Annotated in this window: 15 protein-coding genes and 2 pseudogenes; 5 read left to right on the forward strand and 12 right to left on the reverse strand. The window is 54.4% G+C overall.

Going from position 1 to position 17,193, the window contains the following annotated elements:
• Positions 1 to 53 precede the first annotated feature (53 nt).
• Complete coding sequence (locus tag HCF10_RS05130; RefSeq protein ID WP_167654991.1) at positions 54 to 2,042, reverse strand: acetoacetate--CoA ligase; 1,989 nt, start codon at positions 2,040 to 2,042, stop codon at positions 54 to 56.
• A gap of 413 nt (positions 2,043 to 2,455) precedes the next feature.
• Between HCF10_RS05130 and HCF10_RS05135 the strand changes: the two genes are divergently transcribed.
• Positions 2,456 to 3,349, forward strand: a complete 894-nt coding sequence (locus HCF10_RS05135; protein ID WP_257792325.1) for a DMT family transporter — start codon at positions 2,456 to 2,458, stop codon at positions 3,347 to 3,349.
• Positions 3,350 to 4,339: a 2-hydroxyacid dehydrogenase gene (locus HCF10_RS05140; RefSeq protein ID WP_237234979.1), complete on the forward strand. Its 990-nt coding sequence runs from the start codon at positions 3,350 to 3,352 to the stop codon at positions 4,337 to 4,339.
• A gap of 271 nt (positions 4,340 to 4,610) precedes the next feature.
• Here HCF10_RS05140 and ltrA read toward each other — a convergent pair whose 3' ends face one another.
• Positions 4,611 to 6,377, reverse strand: coding sequence for a group II intron reverse transcriptase/maturase (gene ltrA, locus HCF10_RS05145; protein ID WP_342792459.1), 1,767 nt, complete (start codon positions 6,375 to 6,377; stop codon positions 4,611 to 4,613).
• Between the two features lie 212 nt (positions 6,378 to 6,589).
• On the reverse strand, positions 6,590 to 7,024 hold the full coding sequence (locus HCF10_RS31655) for a MerR family transcriptional regulator (RefSeq protein WP_003425026.1): 435 nt from the start codon (positions 7,022 to 7,024) through the stop codon (positions 6,590 to 6,592).
• 91 nt (positions 7,025 to 7,115) lie between these two features.
• Here HCF10_RS31655 and HCF10_RS05155 point away from each other — a divergent pair, with 91 nt between their 5' ends.
• Positions 7,116 to 8,078: an arsenic resistance protein gene (locus tag HCF10_RS05155; RefSeq protein WP_159994928.1), complete on the forward strand. Its 963-nt coding sequence runs from the start codon at positions 7,116 to 7,118 to the stop codon at positions 8,076 to 8,078.
• Positions 8,079 to 8,103: 25 nt separating this feature from the next.
• Here HCF10_RS05155 and tnpC read toward each other — a convergent pair whose 3' ends face one another.
• From tnpC to tnpA, 3 genes are all read right to left on the reverse strand, one after another.
• Complete coding sequence (gene tnpC / locus HCF10_RS05160) at positions 8,104 to 9,630, reverse strand: IS66 family transposase (protein ID WP_167654992.1); 1,527 nt, start codon at positions 9,628 to 9,630, stop codon at positions 8,104 to 8,106.
• A gap of 61 nt (positions 9,631 to 9,691) precedes the next feature.
• The gene (tnpB, locus tag HCF10_RS31205; protein ID WP_042561913.1) at positions 9,692 to 10,027 is read right to left on the reverse strand and encodes an IS66 family insertion sequence element accessory protein TnpB; all 336 of its coding nucleotides are present in this window, start codon (positions 10,025 to 10,027) and stop codon (positions 9,692 to 9,694) included.
• Complete coding sequence (gene tnpA, locus HCF10_RS05170) at positions 10,024 to 10,356, reverse strand: IS66-like element accessory protein TnpA (RefSeq protein WP_054096639.1); 333 nt, start codon at positions 10,354 to 10,356, stop codon at positions 10,024 to 10,026. The genes tnpB and tnpA overlap by 4 nt, the downstream gene beginning before the upstream one ends.
• Positions 10,357 to 10,667: 311 nt before the next feature.
• Between tnpA and istA the strand changes: the two are divergent.
• A pseudogene (istA, locus tag HCF10_RS05175) lies at positions 10,668 to 12,061 on the forward strand (IS21 family transposase); the annotation flags it as partial.
• A gap of 260 nt (positions 12,062 to 12,321) precedes the next feature.
• Here istA and HCF10_RS05180 read toward each other — a convergent pair.
• The gene (locus tag HCF10_RS05180) at positions 12,322 to 12,954 is read right to left on the reverse strand and encodes an RNA-directed DNA polymerase (protein WP_237234978.1); all 633 of its coding nucleotides are present in this window, start codon (positions 12,952 to 12,954) and stop codon (positions 12,322 to 12,324) included.
• A gap of 350 nt (positions 12,955 to 13,304) precedes the next feature.
• Here HCF10_RS05180 and HCF10_RS05190 point away from each other — a divergent pair, with 350 nt between their 5' ends.
• Complete coding sequence (locus HCF10_RS05190) at positions 13,305 to 13,904, forward strand: FMN-dependent NADH-azoreductase (protein WP_159994926.1); 600 nt, start codon at positions 13,305 to 13,307, stop codon at positions 13,902 to 13,904.
• Between the two features lie 137 nt (positions 13,905 to 14,041).
• Here the strand turns inward: HCF10_RS05190 and HCF10_RS31215 are convergent, their stop codons facing one another.
• From HCF10_RS31215 to HCF10_RS31235, 5 genes and pseudogenes are all read right to left on the reverse strand, one after another.
• A complete protein-coding gene (locus HCF10_RS31215; protein WP_237234977.1) occupies positions 14,042 to 14,575 on the reverse strand; it encodes a DJ-1/PfpI family protein in 534 nt (177 codons plus the stop codon).
• A gap of 6 nt (positions 14,576 to 14,581) precedes the next feature.
• Complete coding sequence (locus tag HCF10_RS31220) at positions 14,582 to 14,863, reverse strand: hypothetical protein (protein WP_237234976.1); 282 nt, start codon at positions 14,861 to 14,863, stop codon at positions 14,582 to 14,584.
• A 10-nt stretch (positions 14,864 to 14,873) separates the two neighbouring features.
• A pseudogene (locus HCF10_RS31225) lies at positions 14,874 to 16,124 on the reverse strand (TonB-dependent siderophore receptor); the annotation flags it as partial.
• 61 nt (positions 16,125 to 16,185) lie between these two features.
• Complete coding sequence (locus HCF10_RS31230; protein WP_167654993.1) at positions 16,186 to 16,494, reverse strand: hypothetical protein; 309 nt, start codon at positions 16,492 to 16,494, stop codon at positions 16,186 to 16,188.
• 5 nt (positions 16,495 to 16,499) lie between these two features.
• Complete coding sequence (locus HCF10_RS31235) at positions 16,500 to 17,018, reverse strand: TonB-dependent receptor plug domain-containing protein (RefSeq protein WP_167654994.1); 519 nt, start codon at positions 17,016 to 17,018, stop codon at positions 16,500 to 16,502.
• Positions 17,019 to 17,193 lie beyond the last annotated feature (175 nt).

Here is a 17,193-nt window from a genome sequence, read left to right on the forward strand (position 1 = left end):
CCGTCTTACAGGCTTCAACTCCGCGATCCCCACAATGGCAGCGTCCCACCCTCTCACGGCGCCACTCCCGACATCTGTGGCGCTCGCTCGTTAACTGCAACCAGGAATGCGCTTAAACAATCAGGGTTCATCAAAGAACCTTTGTTCTTCACCTCACAACCCGTGATGAACTGAAGCACTGCCTTTTCAACCTTCTTACCGCTCAAGGTATAAGGAACCTCAGGTACCGAAAAAATCCGGCGGGGCACGTGCCGAGGAGATGCGCTGAGCTTAAGAGTCCTAGCAATGATCCGTTCTAAATCTTCGTCTAATTCAATGCCCTGCTTCGTTACGACGAACAGCCAAATCTCCATATCGTCATCGACTGGATAGCCGATCACTAGCGAATCTTCGATGGCCGAAATGGTGTCGATAACACGGTAAATCTCACCTGTCCCAATACGCACGCCGCCTGGTTTGAGCGTCGTATCCGTCCGACCAGAAATAATCAGCCCGCCCGTCTCGGTGATTTCCGCAAGATCGCCATGCGTCCAGATTTCGCTCCGATCAGCGAAGTATGTGTCCAAGTATCGTTGCCGACCGTTCTCTCCTAGAAACTCGAGAGGCATAGACGGAAATGGCTCAGTGCAGACCAAGTCACCCTTACGCCCCCAAACAGGAGCGTTTCGCTCATCAAGCACGTTCACTGCCATGCCGAGTGCCATTACCTGAATCTCCCCTGCTCGCACAGGCAGCGTGGGGTTACTGATACCGAAGCAACCGAGAATCTCAGTACCACCAGAAATCGAAGCAAGGCATAGATCATCCTTAACTTCCCGATACACCCATTCCGAGTTTTCGGCGGTCAACGGTGCACCAGATGAAACGATCATCCGAAGTGACTTCAGATCATGCTTCTGACGAGGCTTATAGCTATCTTGCTGCAGGAGAGTTAGGTACTTGGGGCTAATCCCAAAATGGGTTGCACCCACTTTTTCAGCAACACGCCACAAAGCACCGTGATCGAGTTGCCCATCCACTTTGGGGATAGGGGAACCATCGTAGAGAACAATAGTGGCGCCACTCGCACGAGCGGTAATGAGCCAGTGGTACATCATCCAGGCGGTGTTCGTGTAATAAAGCATGCAATCACCTGGTTTGATATCGCAGTGCAACATGTGCTCCTTGCGCAGGTTTAGCAGAGTGCCTCCTGTGCGGTGCACGATGCACTTCGGCAAACCTGTAGTACCCGAGGTAAACACGATGTAGAGCGGGTGATTGAAAGGAACACGATTGTAACTTGGCTCAGAGGCGTCGTTGTTGCAGATATCGGCAAAACGATGGACTGGAAATTGCGCATCCACCACCTCGGCATCACCGATCACAATGATCTGCTGAAGGCCCGGGAGGCAGCGCGCAATGTCTGCGGACTTACCGGCGATATCGTGGCGCCGGCCGTTGTAAAGATAGTCACTGGCTACTACAAACAGCTTCGGCGAAATCTGGCCGAAGCGGTCGATCACTCCAGCGTACCCAAACTCTGGAGAACACGATGACCAGACCGCGCCTAGAGATGTTACAGCCAGTAGCATTACCAAAGCGTTCAGATCGTTTGGTAGCATTCCCGCAACGCGATCGCCACTCTCCAACCCTAGGTTTTTGAGACCCAATTGGGCTCGTGCAACACGTATCCGCAGCTCACCTAAGGTCACCTTGTTGGTGATACCACCCTCATTGGCCTCGATTACAGCGAGAGTTTCCGCCCCTCCTACCAGCATGTTTTCCGCAAAATTGAGACGACGCGCTGGGAAAAACTCTGCGTCCGTCATTGGCGCAGAGATACTTGGGGTCAGTGCTGGGCCACCACCCTCCCCGACCATGCCGCTGAAATTCCAAAATGCTTCCCAGAAGTCTCCAGGCTTGGAAATCGAATGACGATGAAGCCGTTCGTAAGGTAGCGGTTCCATCCCTATCGACCGCGCAAATCTTGTGATCTGCGCGTTCTCAATGGTTTCTGCAGTGGGACGCCAAAGTACAGCCGGTTGGGTTGCGGTCTGATTCATTCTTATTTTCCTCGACAGTCAACGAACAACAGCTGAAGCCCTGAGTAGAGGCTTCACTCCCAGCCGAGCCAGCCGGGTGCAAAAAATTTATAGCCCTCCTGTACCGATCGGTCAATACTACCTGTACCGATCGGTCGGTTTTTTTTGATCAAGAGCGATCGAACAAAGCCCATAGCTAGGGATCCTGGATTCCGAGCGGCACCAAGCATGGCCCTCAGGAATCGATACGATGAAAGCAAGAGGATAATATTTCTGTTGCACACCTACCAACCGAATGGTAGCGTTTTATTTAATACAACATATCCATATTAATGAGATGCCATTTAAATCTAATACAAACAAACATAACGCTCAGATTAAAAATGCTTGCTAAACCTGAAGCGCTACACCCAGATAATTTTGGAGAACTGCAAGTGAGACAGAGCACACTAGAAGTATCGGCCGCCAATAAGGCCAAAACCGTAGTTTCTCTCACTGCTGTAGCAATGCTTGCATTTGCAGCCAACTCGGTATTGTGCCGACTTGCACTGCGTCACACAGAAATCGATCCTACTTCTTTCACATTAATTCGTCTTTTGAGCGGAGCCATCGTTCTTTGGGGGCTTCTAGTAATCAAAGGCACTCCACGCACTTCCTCCGGAACATGGCTTGGGGCATTTAGTCTATTCGTATACGCATTTGCTTTCTCTTACGCATATGTGAACTTAGAAACTGGCACAGGTGCTCTTTTACTTTTTGGCGCAGTGCAGTTAACAATGTTTCTTTACGGTTATTGCAAAGGGGAAAGGATGCAAGGCTTAGCGCTTGTGGGGCTACTGCTTGCTCTAGGTGGTCTTATAGCATTGTTACTACCTGGCGCGAGCGCACCACCACTTGCTAGTGCTGGGATTATGCTTTTATCTGGTATCGCGTGGGCCGGATATTCCTTAATCGGTAAGCAATCAAATGATCCACTCGCTGCAACGGCTGGTAATTTTCTACGAGCCATTCCAATAATGCTTCTGGCATCGATCCCTTTCATTGATAAGTTTTCAGTGGATGCTTATGGGGTACTTTGCGCCATGGCATCGGGGACGATTGCTTCTGGTGTTGGCTATGCGATTTGGTACGCAGCGATTCGCTCGTTGTCCTCTTTTCGAGCAGCAACTGTCCAATTGAGTGTCCCTGTCTTGGCGTCCATTGCAGGAATATTAATTTTGGGTGAACACCTCACTCTACGCCTAGCACTTACTTCCCTAGCAGTATTAGGTGGAATTGGCTTGGTACTCAGCGACAAGCGCTCAGCAAACGGCCGGCAGCCTACGTGAATGCTTTCAATCAAAAAATTTACATATGAGGTGAAATTGATGCGTGCTGTTTTTCTTGACTATAGATCCATCGACCTCGGAGACCTTGATTCGACATCATTACGCGCTGCGTTTACCGAACTGCAGCTTTATGAGTTTACTGAACCGTCTACGACCGTCGAACGTCTCGAAGGCGCTGAAGTGGCTATCAGCGTAAAAGTCGTGATCGACGAAACGGTGATGATTGCTAATCCTCAGTTGAAACTAATACTCGCTGGTTCAACTGGTACCAACCACATCGATTTAAACGCGGCACAAGCTCGCGGGATCACTGTTTGTAATTGCCAAGGATACGGTACACCCTCAGTAGCCCAACATACCATGATGTTTCTGCTCGCTTTGGCCACCAATCTGCCTCGCTATCACTCGGCAGTAGTTGCTGGAAAATGGCAGGAAGCCCGTCAATTCTGCATTCTCGACTTCCCAATTATTGAACTGGAGGGAAAAACTCTGGGCTTAATCGGATACGGCGAACTAGGCAAAGCTGTGGCTCGCCTTGCAGAAGCTTTTGGAATGACCGTTCTGATTGGTCAACTTCCCAATCGGCCAGAACAATCTGACCGTCATCCGTTAGCTGAGTTGCTTCCGCGTATTGATGCTCTCACATTACACTGCCCGCTCAACGAGCAAACCCGCAACCTAATTGGCGCAACAGAGTTAGCGCTAATGAAACCTGGTGCGTTCGTTGTGAATACTGGCCGTGGCGGACTCATTGATGAGCAAGCCCTTGCCGACGCTTTACGACGAGGTCATCTTGGCGGTGCAGCTACTGACGTTCTCACAGTCGAACCCCCAACAGCTGAACATCCTTTGCTGGCTGATATACCGCGCTTGATTTTGACACCTCACTGCGCGTGGGGAAGCAAGGAAGCAAGACAACGAATTCTCTCTCAGCTAGGTGAGAACGCTGACTCGTTCTCGAAAGGAGAGATTCTGCGTGTAGTAAACTGAAAGAGCACGATCCAATGAATTTGGCCCTAATGGATCGCTCTCATGATCGCATCTACCTGGCTACAGCCCTCCTAGAAAAAGGCCCTTATCAGACTGTGTGAAAACCTAGCAATCTGCGCAGCGCTCCAAGAAAATGCTCCGTATCGAAAGATACGGAGCATTTTTCGTTATGGCCTACATCCAAGGTGAGTCCCGCCGCCAGACCAGCCTATTGGTCGCGGTAGGGACGGCAGTTACCTGCCGCCCCCCGCACAGATCCGTACGTGCGGAACTACCGCATACGGCTCCTGCCTCGGGTATGTGACGCGAAGCGATCCTCAGGGTAAGGATGTGCATTTCTGGGTCTAGGTATGTAGAAGTCAGCAAGGCGTCCATAGCGTGACCATTGAAGCCTATTACGCTGGCTACGACGTGTGAGGGCTTGCCGCCATAGACGGCAGACCGCCGAACGAAAACCACCCAGACGTATCAGGTTTCCCGGCACCGCGTGGTAATTGAAGTAACCGCTCACCACCCGAGTGAGCCATTGCCCTTGAACCCGGATGGGTTCATGACGTCGACGTTTCAGCTCATCCCGAATGGCCAGCAGCGTCGCACGCATTCGCTTCTTGACCGTCAGTCGCAGTATTTGAAAGCCACCGTTTCTGTTGGTACTACAACAGTGTGTGAAGCCCAGGAAGTCAAAGGCCTGCGGTTTACCTAAACCTCGCTTCCTACGATTTCTCGCAGCAAAACGACCGAACTCAATCAGTCGTGTTTTCGAGGCGTTGAGCGATAAACCGAACTTGGCCAACCGTTCCTGCAACTGCACCAGAAACTGCTGAGCCTGCACTTTCGTCCTGAACCCCACCACGCTGTCGTCCGCGTAACGCACCACAATCACATCGCCACGGGCATGCCGCTGGCGCCACTGCCTTGCCCACAGATCCAACACGTAGTGCAGATAGATATTCGCCAACAATGGCGATATCACTGCGCCCTGGGGAGTCCCCTTGGTCGCAGCCACCCTACGGCCATCTTCCATAACACCCGCTTGAAGCCATTTGCAGATGAGCCCGAGCAGGCGCCGGTCTGCAATCCGGTGTCCCAGAAACATCAGCATCCATTCATGATCGATCTCATCAAAGAACGACGTGATATCCGCATCTAATATCCAGTTCACCTTCTGGCCTTTGAGCGCGACCGTTAAAGCATCCAGCGCATCGTGCTGGCTGCGTCCCGGCCGAAACCCGTACGAGAATCCTAGAAAGTCTTCTTCATAGATCGCATTCAGAACAGTAACAACTGCCTGCTGTACGATCTTGTCCTCCAGAGAGGCAATGCCCAGCGGGCGTTGCCTGCCATCGGCTTTGGGAATGTAGACCCGCCGCGATGGCGTTGCTCGATAGGCTCCACCGTGGAGCCTTGCGTGCAAATCGGTTACCCGCTGGAGAAGACCTTCCTCGTAATCCCGCCACGACATGCCGTCCACGCCTACCGCTGCATCGCGGCGCAGGGCATAGAAACTCTGCGCCAATAACTGCGGTGTGATGTGGTGCAGCAAAGCCGTGAACTGCATGCCCTTGTTCCTTCGGGCTGCTTCACGTACACCTTCAAGTCCCATCGACGCGCAACTGATCCGGCTCAGTGTCCGGGGCGCGGGAGGCTTGTTGGTGTTTCCCTTGGCTACGTCCCTTTCCTCCACTATCTCCGCAGGGCCAAGCCCTTTGTTCGATGGCTTCTCAGGTACTACGGACGTATCCGACTTCTCGGCGGCGTAGACAGCAGGGTTACGGCTTTTGGCCTTTCCTGCTCCGCCCGGTGCTTGCGCACCGGGCGCCGCTGAGATCTCCCAGTTTCCGTGCGAAGGACTTCCCGACGTGCACAGGGTCTCCGACCGCGCGGGATCAGAGCATGACTGGCGTATAACGCCATGCTCCGTATTGCCTTCTGCTTCGCTTAACAGCATCGGCATCCCGAATTCCTGATTACGCGGCTCAATGGCTGGCCCATCGGTTTCCCCTGTCAACGCTTCACCCCGCACCTCACGGTGCAACATGCATGACTCGGGGCCTGGTTGATTCGCCATTTCTTACCAGTATCGAACTTTCATCGACTATCCTCCGCCAGCTTTAACTGGCGCACTAAGCGTCTGCCGAACACATCTTGTACCAGCCCGTTTGGTGTAGACAGACGCTCGAAACACCCTGTCGAGGCTATCGCGCTATTCGGTTTCGATGGCAGCTTGCTCCCCCTATGCTCTTGACTCGTCTAGGAGCAGCAACCAGAGCGAACCCCAGCAGCAGGTTCAAAAAGTGACTCAACAATCGTGCAGTCTGGAGTGTTTGAACCTAGGCATGTTGACTCACACATACCTGCCATTGAGAGCAGCTCTACCCGGATTTGCTGAAGCTTTGCTACCTTCGACTCTACTTCCGCTAGGTGCTTTTTGACCACCGAAAGCGCGTCAGCGCACGGACGATCAGCATCTGCTGCGAGCGCGATGAGTTCTCGGATATCTTCGAGCGGGAAACCCAATTCACGATTCTGCCGGATGAAGACGAGTCTTGATCGATGCTTTTCAGTATAGATTCGATGCCGCCCAGTCGACCGCAGGGCGGGAGGTAGAAGGCCTATTTTCTCGTAGTAGCGAATCGTTTCAATGTGGCAACCCGTTGATTTCGACAGCGCCCCGATTCCTGACATGCAAACTCTCCAAGCATTTTCTTGAACCTGTAGTAGCTACAGATATTAACCTGTCTTCAGAAAATAATTTCACGCGCTTGAAGGGCATTTTGTGGACAGAGAACAGCTAGAGACGAACCAGATTCCCATTTACTTCATCGCGGTCATTGTCGCGGCCCTCGGAGGCCTGCTCGCCCCCAATGCGTCTGAAGCATTAGGGTCGACGGTGACACCCACCATCGCAGTGCTGATGTACGCCATGTTTCTACAGATCCCGTTCTTGGATCTCCGTAATGGCCTCGCAAATAAGCGTTTCATGGCGGCGCTGCTCACAGCCAACTTCGTGGCCATCCCCTTGCTGGTTTGGGCATTGACGATGGGGATAACCAATCACCCGGCGATTTTGGTGGGTGCCCTGTTGGTCTTGCTGACGCCTTGTATCGACTATGTGGTGGTTTTTACCCACATCGGTAAAGGCGACTCCAAACTCACTCTGGCGGCCACCCCATTGCTTCTTTTGATGCAGCTTGTGCTGCTGCCGGTGTACCTGACCTTCATGCTGGGTAACGACTCAGCAGTGGTCATTTCTATAGGCCCATTTGTTGAGGCCTTTGTGATGCTGATCGCTTTGCCTTTGGTCTTAGCGGTAGCAACAGCTGCCGGGGCAAAGAGATCACGCATCGTTGAAAGCTGGAACAACGCATGGGCCTGGATGCCTGTACCGGCTATGGCGGCTGTATTGGTCGTAGTGATCGGCTCTCAGATTTCAACGGTGGTCAGAGACATGGACAAGCTGCTGCCTGTTATTCCCGCCTACATTGGTTTCATGCTCTTGGCACCAGTGGTAGGTGCGCTGGTGGCTCGGGCGTTTAAGTTACCGGCCAGCACGGCAAGATCAGTCGCTTTCAGCAGCTCGACACGAAACTCATTAGTGGTTCTGCCATTGGCATTGGCCTTGCCCGAGGGAATCAGAGGGCTCGCTGCGGCAGCAGTCATTACTCAAACGCTGATTGAGTTGGTCAGCGAACTAATTTACATCCGAGCAATTCCTGCTTTGGTGTGGCGCAAAATGTAGATGCCAGGGCAGACACCCTGCGCGATTAAACAGGCGCCCACATGTGCGGCAGCAGCTTGTTAATCTCACTCGCGCGCTGCGTCGGCAGGCGCATGAGAACATCCTTTAGATAGGCGTACGGATCATGGCCATTCAGCCGCGCTGACTGGATCAAGCTCATGATCGCCGCAGCCCGTTTTCCGCTGCGTAGCGACCCGGCGAAGAGCCAGTTCTTGCGCCCAAGAGCCCATGGCCGGATCTGGTTCTCCGCCCAATTATTATCAATGGGAACCGCCCCGTCATCGAGGTAGCGCGACAGCGCTGCCCAGCGTTTAAGGCTGTAATCGAGTGCTCTGCTGATGGCCGAACCTTCGGGCACAAGATCACGCTGCGCGATCATCCAGGCATGCAGCCTATCCATCACCGGTACGGCTTTTTCTTGCCGTATTCGGCGCCGTAAATCCGGCTCCAGGTCTCTGACTTCTCTTTCGATTTCGTACAACAACTGGATATAGCGCAGGGCTTGCTCGGCGAGCGTGCTTTTATTCGTAGCGTGCAGTTCGAAGAACTTGCGCCGTGTATGGGCCATGCAGCCGATCTCTGTCACGCCGAGTTCAAAGCTGGCCTTGTAGCCGCCAAAATCGTCGCAGACCAACTTGCCCTTCCAGTCCTGAAGGAAGTTGCGAGCATGCTCTCCGGCGCGACTGGAGCTGAAGTCATAAACCACCGCTGCCACATCCGAGAACTGGCTGGTAGCGTAGGCCCACACATAGGAGCGATGGGTTTTCTTTGTTCCCGGCATGAGCATCTGCACCGGTGTTTCATCTGCGTGGATGACTTGTTGCCCAAGCACTACTTCGCGCAGCGCATCGACCAGCGGCTGCAACTGAACTCCGGTCACGCCAACCCATTGAGCCAAGGTTGAACGTGGAATCGCCAGGCCCGCTCGACCGAAGATCGATTCCTGACGGTAAAGCGGCAGATGGTCAGCAAACTTGGCGATCATGACCTGTGCGAGCAGGCCCGAAGTCGGGATGCCCTTATCAATGACCTGCGCCGGAACCGGTGCCTGGATCAGCGTTTCGCAGTTATCGCAGACCCACTTGCCACGGACATGGCGCTCGACGGTGAACACGCCGGGCGTGTAGTCCAGCTTCTCGCTAACGTCCTCACCGATGCGCTTGAGGGCGCAGCCGCATGGGCAGTGAGTGTTGTCCGGTTCGTGATGGATCAACGTTCGCGGAAATTCTGCCGGCAATGCCGTGCGCTTGGGCTTTTGCTTTTCCTCGGTCGCCGTTGGTGCTATTTGCAACGCCTGAAGCTCGGCCTCAATCGCCGCGATATCAGTATCGATCAGGTCATCTAGCAGGCTGGCCTGTTCAGGATTCATCTGCTCGCTGCGCTTGGCAAACTTCAAACGCTTGAGCTGGGCGATCTCATGGGTCAGTTTCTCAATGACTGTTTGATCACGGTTGATTTTCTTGCCCATATTGTCGACTTGCGAGAGCAACTGCACTGCGAGGACGCGCAGTTGAGTGGGAGACAGTTGGTCGAGATTGGGCGAAGAAGTCATACGCCGGACTTTGCCAGAGCAGGCGTTTCGCGACGATAGACCGATAGGCTAATGGCAGCCGTTAAAGCAGTATGATCGAGCCTCCAGAACCTGCGCGTTGCCATGGCAGCCCCAGCACCAATGCTTGAAGTTGCTCGGCATCCAGTTCCATCTCAGAACCATGGCGAATGCCAGGCCAGTGGAACTTGCCTTGGTTTAACCGGCGCGCCGCCAGCCATATTCCGAAGCCGTCATGCACCAGCACTTTCATGCGATTGGCGCGGCGGTTGGCGAACAAATAAGCGCAGTGCGGCTGCGCCGCACCGAACACCGCGATCACCTTGGCTAGCGCCGTTTCGGTGCCTGCGCGCATGTCCATCGGTTCGGTGGCGAGCCAGATAGAGTCGATGCGAATCATCGCAGAATATCTCGAAGAAAAGTCGCGCAGGCGGCAGCACTTTCAGTGGGCCAGTTCACTTTGATGATGCCGCGCGGGTGCTGTATTTCAACGCAGATATTCGATGATGCTGGATGGGAGTTCGCCCCGGCCAGCGGCATGGCTAACGGAATAAATGCAGGTGGCGGCGCCGGGATTTTCTGCGCTTGCAGCCGAATCCATTTGTGGACGAGGTTTGCGTTGAGGCTATGACCGAGCGCGACGCTGGCAATCGAAGCGCCCGGTTGGGCGCACTCTTGAATGATCTGGGCTTTGAAGGATTTGGAATAGGAACGGCGTGTTGGCTGCATGAAATACCCGCTTAAAAGGGCTAGAACTGGTGTCCACTTAATTTAAGTGCACACCATGTCTTCGCTTTGCAGGGCTGGGTAGATGACTTGACCGGACGGTTACAGCCTATTCCCGGTCTCGTTGGAAGAGTTGATCCCCGAGGATCACCTCGTTCGCGTCATTGACCTGTACGTTGCCAAGCTAGATCTGGTGTGTTGCCGCTGACCGAAAACTGACCCAGTAAAGGCTGTTCTGCCGACTGAAAACTGACCCAGGTGTTCAACTGCTTCTGCTCACTTTCCGAGCAGGAGAACACAGGGTGTGAATCAGCATGGAAATGTTGGGAAAAATCCGGCGGATGTACTTCCGCGACAAGCTCTCGCTGCACCAGATAGCCAAGCGTACCGGGCTGTCGAGAAACACCATCCGAAAATGGGTCAGAGCGCCCGAAGCTACTCAGCCGGCGTACCAGCGGTGCGCAACCTTCAGCAAACTCAGCCCTTTCCGCGAGACGCTGGAACAGGCGCTGAAAGCCGATTCGTTCCGGGCAAAGCACAATCGCAGAAGCGCCAAAGCACTTTTCCAGCAGATCAAGGCCGAGGGTTATGACGGCGGCTACAGCCAGCTCACGGCGTTTGCACGCTCGTGGCGAGGTGAACAAGGCAAGTCTTTACGCGCTTTTGTACCGCTGACGTTTGCGCTCGGTGGAGCTTTTCAATTGGACTGGAGCGAAGAAGGGCTGCTGATCGGAGGCCTGTTTCGACGCATCCAGGTCTCCCACATGAAGCTGTGCGCCAGTCGCGCATGCTGGTTGGTTGCGTACCCTAGCCAGGGTCACGAGATGCTATTCGATGCACATACACGCTCGTTCGGAGCGTTAGGTGGCGTGCCGCGTCGCGGAATCTACGACAACATGAAAACGGCTGTCTACAAGGTCAATAAAGGCAAGGGCCGCACGGTCAATGCCCGGTTTTCCGTGATGTGTGCGCACTACCTGTTCGATCCGGATTTCTGCAACGTAGCCTCTGGCTGGGAAAAGGGCATTGTCGAGAAGAACGTTCAAGACAGTCGACGACGCATTTGGCTTGACACTCAAAACTGCATGTTCCACACCTTCGAGGAACTGAATGCCTGGCTCGGCCAACGCTGTCGTGCGCTCTGGATCGAGCTGCTGCATCCGCAGTACAACGGACTTACGGTGGCGGAAGTTTTGGAGCTGAAGCAGGTCGAAATGATGCCGATGCCGACGGCCTTTGATGGCTACGTCGAGCGCACCGTACGGGTCTCCAGCACCTGCCTGATCAGCGTGGCGCGAAATCGCTATTCGATGCCTTGTGAACGAGGCGGCCAGTGGGTCAGCAGCCGTCTTTACCCATCCCGGATCGTGGTCATCGCCGATGACGCAATGATTGCCAGCCACGAGCACCTCTTTGATCGAGATCAGGTCAGTTTTGACTGGCAGCATTACATCCCACTCATCGAACGCAAGCCGGGTGCACTGCGCAATGGCGCACCGTTTGCCGATCTGCCCAATCCGTTGCGGCTTCTCAAACGGGGCCTGAGACGTCACAGCAACGGTGATCGAATCATGACGCAGGTGCTCGCTGCCGTGCCCATCGCCCTCTTGACCCGGTGCTGGTAGCGGTAGAACTGGTGCTTGAGTCGGGAAGTCTGAGCGCCGATCACATCTTAAATGTTCTCGCCCGACTCACCGCTACTGCACCACACATTCCACACTTCTCGGGCCGATGGATATCTATCTGACGGGCTACGCTTACTCTGTCAGCCAGCAATCCACACCCGCATGCCTCTGCGGCTACCCAAAAGTCTCATTACATTCAATTGATTTTTCGGGCACTGAATCCCCCCAGGCAGCCATTGCTTCCAAAACACTTCGTAATTCATTGCCCAAAGGTGTGAGCTCGTAGGTCGCGGTAGGGACGGCAGTTACCTGCCGCCCCCCGCACAGATCCGTACGTGCGGAACTACCGCATACGGCTCCTGCCTCGGGTATGTGACGCGAAGCGATCCTCAGGGTAAGGATGTGCATTTCTGGGTCTAGGTATGTAGAAGTCAGCAAGGCGTCCATAGCGTGACCATTGAAGCCGATTACGCTGGCTACGACGTTTGAGGGCTTGCCGCCATAGACGGCAGACCGCCGAACGAAAACCACCCAGACGTATCAGGTTTCCCGGCACCACGTGGTAATTGAAGTAACCGCTCACCACCCGAGTGAGCCATCGCCCTTGAACCCGGATGGGTTCATGACGTCGACGTTTCAGCTCATCCCGAATGGCCAGCAGTGTCGCACGCATTCGCTTCTTGACCATCAGTCGCAGTATTTGAAAGCCACCGTTTCTGTTGGTACTACAACAGTGTGTGAAGCCCAGGAAGTCAAAGGCCTGCGGTTTACCTAAATCTCGCTTCCTACGATTTCTCGCAGCAAAACGACCGAACTCAATCAGTCGTGTTTTCGAGGCGTTGAGCGATAAACCGAACTTGGCCAGCTTACGCAGCCAAGGGCGAACGATAGTCATGCGGTCGACAGGTGCATTCGCGACAAGCCTCAACAAACCCGCGCCAAGACTGATTCCTCCAGCGCCTTCAGTACGAATCATTCCCTGCTCTTCGAGCGCGCCTACGATGCGTTGCACCGTTGAGCGAGGCTCTTCAATTAAGCGTTCCGATAATTGCTTCGCTGGCGGGCGTACTGATTCTGAGCGAGCCGATATCGCTGCACCTATTGATGACATCAGGGGCCGTACTGGGTGGTGTCGCGCTAGCATTGTTGCCGAGCTCTTGGGCTAGAGGTCGCTAATCGCCAGGTGAATGGCTCTTTGATCCGCTCAGCCTGTACAGCTATTAAACGATTTTATAGATAAGTAACAGCGGTTTTTTGCGCTTTTCTAGAATGTGAAAGGGATTAATCTCGACCGTATCGACTCAAGCCGATAGAGAATAAAAAATCATGTCCTGTGTTCTAATCATCGAAAGCAGCGCCCGCCAACAGAAATCAGTATCTCGTCAACTGACCCAACAATTTATCAACCAGTGGCAAACTGCCCATCCAACAGATCAGATCATCATTCGTGACGTGGCCCTCAATCCTATACCCCACATGGACGCAAACTTGATCGGTGGCTGGATGAAGCCTGCCGAACAGCGCAGCGAAAAAGAGCAGGTCTGCTTGGAACGATCCAACGAACTGACCAACGAACTCATGGCCGCCGACGTGTTAGTTATAGCCTCACCGATGTATAACTTCACTATCCCCAGCACGCTTAAAGCTTGGCTAGACCATGTGATCCGTGCTGGCGTGACGTTTAAATACACTCCCGAACGCCCTCAAGGTTTATTAATCGGCAAGCGCGCCTTCGTCCTAACTGCCCGAGGCGGAATTCATGCTGATGACAGTTCGGATCACCAAGAGCCGTACCTACGTCAGATCCTGTTGTTTATTGGAATACACGACATCACCTTTATCCATGCCGAAGGGCTCAACCTCGGCAGTATTTTCCGTGAAAAAGGTATCAGGCACGCCACGACATTGCTGGCACGAATTGTTTGAGCCTTTACGTCCGGAATCCAACTCCAGTTGGTCTGCGCGTGGAAGCTTACTGAAGTACCGACTCGTCGCGAAACATTTGCTGTGAAATGAACGCCGACGGCGCGCCCATGCGATGGAGCGCTTTGAGTCTGTGGACTTCAGCCCTTCGTGAGGCCCGCAAGTACATCCGCTTTTTTCGTGAAATCTGCAACCAGGTCGACCATGGCAGTCTTTACATACGCTGGAGCAGTTTTCATAGAACCCGCGTTGAACGATGGATCTGGGTCATATTCGCTCATCAGTTGAGCACACTCGGCATAGGTCTGATCGCGCAGCTCAGCAACCATGCTCAGGCCAAAATCCAGCCCCGCCGTCACCCCAGCACCCGTAATCCTGTTACGGTCGCGTACAACACGCGCTTCGGTTGGAATTGCACCAAACCCGGCCAGAGCATCCCGGCACGACCAGTGCGAAGTTGCCTTAAAGCCCTTTAGCAGCCCCGCCGCACCAAGGATCAGCGAGCCAGAACAGACACTGGTCACGTATTTCGCACCTGAGCCGCGATCAGCCATGAAGGCCAGTGTCTCGGCGTCCGAAGCCGCTGCCAAGGTGTCATCCGTGCCACCCGGAGTAAACAACACAGTCAAATCGCGAGGGCAGGTTTCGAAAGTATCGGTCGGTATAACGGTCAACCCTGGTTACTGGATCCAGAGATTTAGCGACAATGTAAATCTGGCCCCCATGAGGGAACCAAACATGCAGTGCGGCCCGACAAGATCCATCACCGTCATGCATGGGTAAACCAGCATTGCGATTTGCTCTTCTCCCATCCAAGGCATATTGGCCATGTCGGGGCCCATATCAGGCATGTTGTGGTCATGCATGGACTTTTCGGCAGCCGATGCTCTGATGGTGATGCTGGCAGCCAAGGGTGCGAGGAGCGCACCAATGACCAGGTTACGACGCTGGTTATCGATCATAATGAATTCCTTAAAAGCTGGCAGTCAGCGTCAAATAAGCTGAACGCGGCTGGGTGGGCAATTCCACTGGAGACCCCAGGTATTGATAGGTCTCGAAGACCGTGCGACCCGTCAAATTGACCGCCGAGACTGAGAGCGTGTAACGGTCGAAATCGTAGGAGGCCTGTGCATCAAGCAGCGCGTACCCCGGCACAGAGACGGTATTCGGCAGGGTTAGCTCACGCGCACTGAGCGCAGTGACGCCGGCACCAAATCCCAGCCCCTTGGCGGCACCATCAAGTATCCGATAGCGAGCGGCAAAGCGACCGCTGTGCCAAGGCACGCGCGGCAATCCGTCACCCACCGGAATCGAATTGTCGTCTGTCACGTCAGCCTGGGTGTAGGCGTAGTTGGCCAGCAATGAAAGGGCCTGAGTCGGCTCCCAAACCAGGTCTGCTTCTACACCGCGAGCGCGTTGCTCACCGCTCTGTACTGAATACCCCAAGATCGCGTTTGTAGGATCGGGATCAGGGGTGGAAACGTTGCGGCGTCACTGCTCGAACGCTGCGAGAGTGCCGGTTAGGCCAAGATCTTTGAAGGCCAGTTTGACGCCAGCCTCATAGTTGCGAGAAAGCTCAGGCTTAGGTGTCTCCCGGCCGTTGAAGTTGAACGCCCCCCTGAAACCGGTGGAATATGCGGCAAAGAGTGCAAGGCTCTGGGTCAGGTCATAGGTGATTCCCAGCCGTGGTGTCACACGGTGATAGGAGGTATCAACGCCCTGCTCTTGTTGCTTAAGGTTGAGCTGGGTGAGACGCAATGACCCCAACAGGTGGAAGCCGCCATAGGCCGCCTGATCCTGAAGATAGAGGGCTTTCGTCTCGTAGCGGTTGGTCTGGGTCACAATCGTTTCTGGCGTCGCTCCGTAAGAAAGCCCATAACTGGGACTGGCCAGGTCAAGCTCGCCGATCAGCTCGGCATTGGAAACACCTGAGGTGAAGTCGGTACGGTCATAGCTGGCGCCCACCAACAGTTCGTGGGTGCCACCCAACGCTTCGAATCTGGAGCCCAGGTTGGTATCCAGCGTGCTCTCCCGGATGTTTGTTGGCAGGTAAAGCTTGAATATTGGGTACACCGTGGGTGTCGCAGGGTTCGCCCCAAGAAGCTCAGGAAATATGAAGGCGCCGTTGTCGCGCATTTTGCCTTCGTAATACTGGGCGGTGACGGTCATTCGCGTGTCGTCGCTAAACTCATGCTTGAGTTCGGCGGTGGTGGTCGATTCTCGATGGTGGTCTGAGGCTGCCCTCTGGTCGAGCCTGGGAACGCGTTGCGATCAATCTGACCACTCAATGCCTGGGCGGCTGGCAGGCCGGAAAATTCGAGCTGGCTGCGATCCTCATATTGGCCGCGCAATACAGCTCGGTTTCTTCTGATAGCTGAAACGCGATGCTCGGCTGTATGGACCACTGGTGGCCATTGACGTGGTCAATCCAGCTGTCGTTTTCCTGATAGTCGGCTGATATTCGCGCCGCGACCTTTTCCCCGATTGGTGTATTCAGATCAATTGCAGGACTTATCGTGCCAAAACTGCCGGCGCGAATCGAGAGCAAAGCGCTTGGCTCAGGCTCTGGGCGTTTGGATATGACGTTGATCAAGCCACCTAACGGCGCACCAATTCCCCCGCCGTATAGTACAGATGTAGGCCTTTAAGCACCTCAATACGCTCGGTACCGATGAGACTCGTCGGGTCAATGCTCGCCGCAGTGCCGCCGAAGGCCGGCAGCCCGTAAATCTCCGCCGGAAAACCGCGCACGATAGGCTGCGTGAACAGCGCCTCTTGAGGCTTGGTTGCCCTTACACCCGAGACGTTTACCAGAGCGTCGGCAAGCGAATGACTGCCCTGCTCCCTGAGCATCGCACGAGTAACGACTTGCACAGATTGCGGAACTTCGATCAAGGGAGTTTCAGTCCGTGTGGCCGAAGCAGAACTGGGCGCGCTATAGCTCTCACCAGTACCGGAAACGTTGATCGGCTCCAAGGTCCAGCTCAACGACCGAAGCGAAGGATCAGATACTGCATCAGGTTGCGCGTAGGCGCCGTTATGCAAGCAAAAACCTGCGGCAAGGCAGACGAAATGTCGCAGAGGGTGAAGGCGAATGAAACCTAACGAGCTGATCATGAGGGGCGTCTTTTCGGTCAGTGGTGCGTCCAGAGGCAGACGACCAGACTCTATAGCCCTGAGTTCCAACGCCGAAACTGCGACAGTTTGACACGCCCATGCGCTCGCCCGGATAAGTTCAGCCTACCACCCTCACACCTGACGCTTTTATTTGAAGATGGTCGCCCGCCTCTAC

The sequence above is a fragment of the Pseudomonas sp. B14(2022) genome, from assembly GCF_012030485.1.
Lineage (GTDB): Bacteria > Pseudomonadota > Gammaproteobacteria > Pseudomonadales > Pseudomonadaceae > Aquipseudomonas.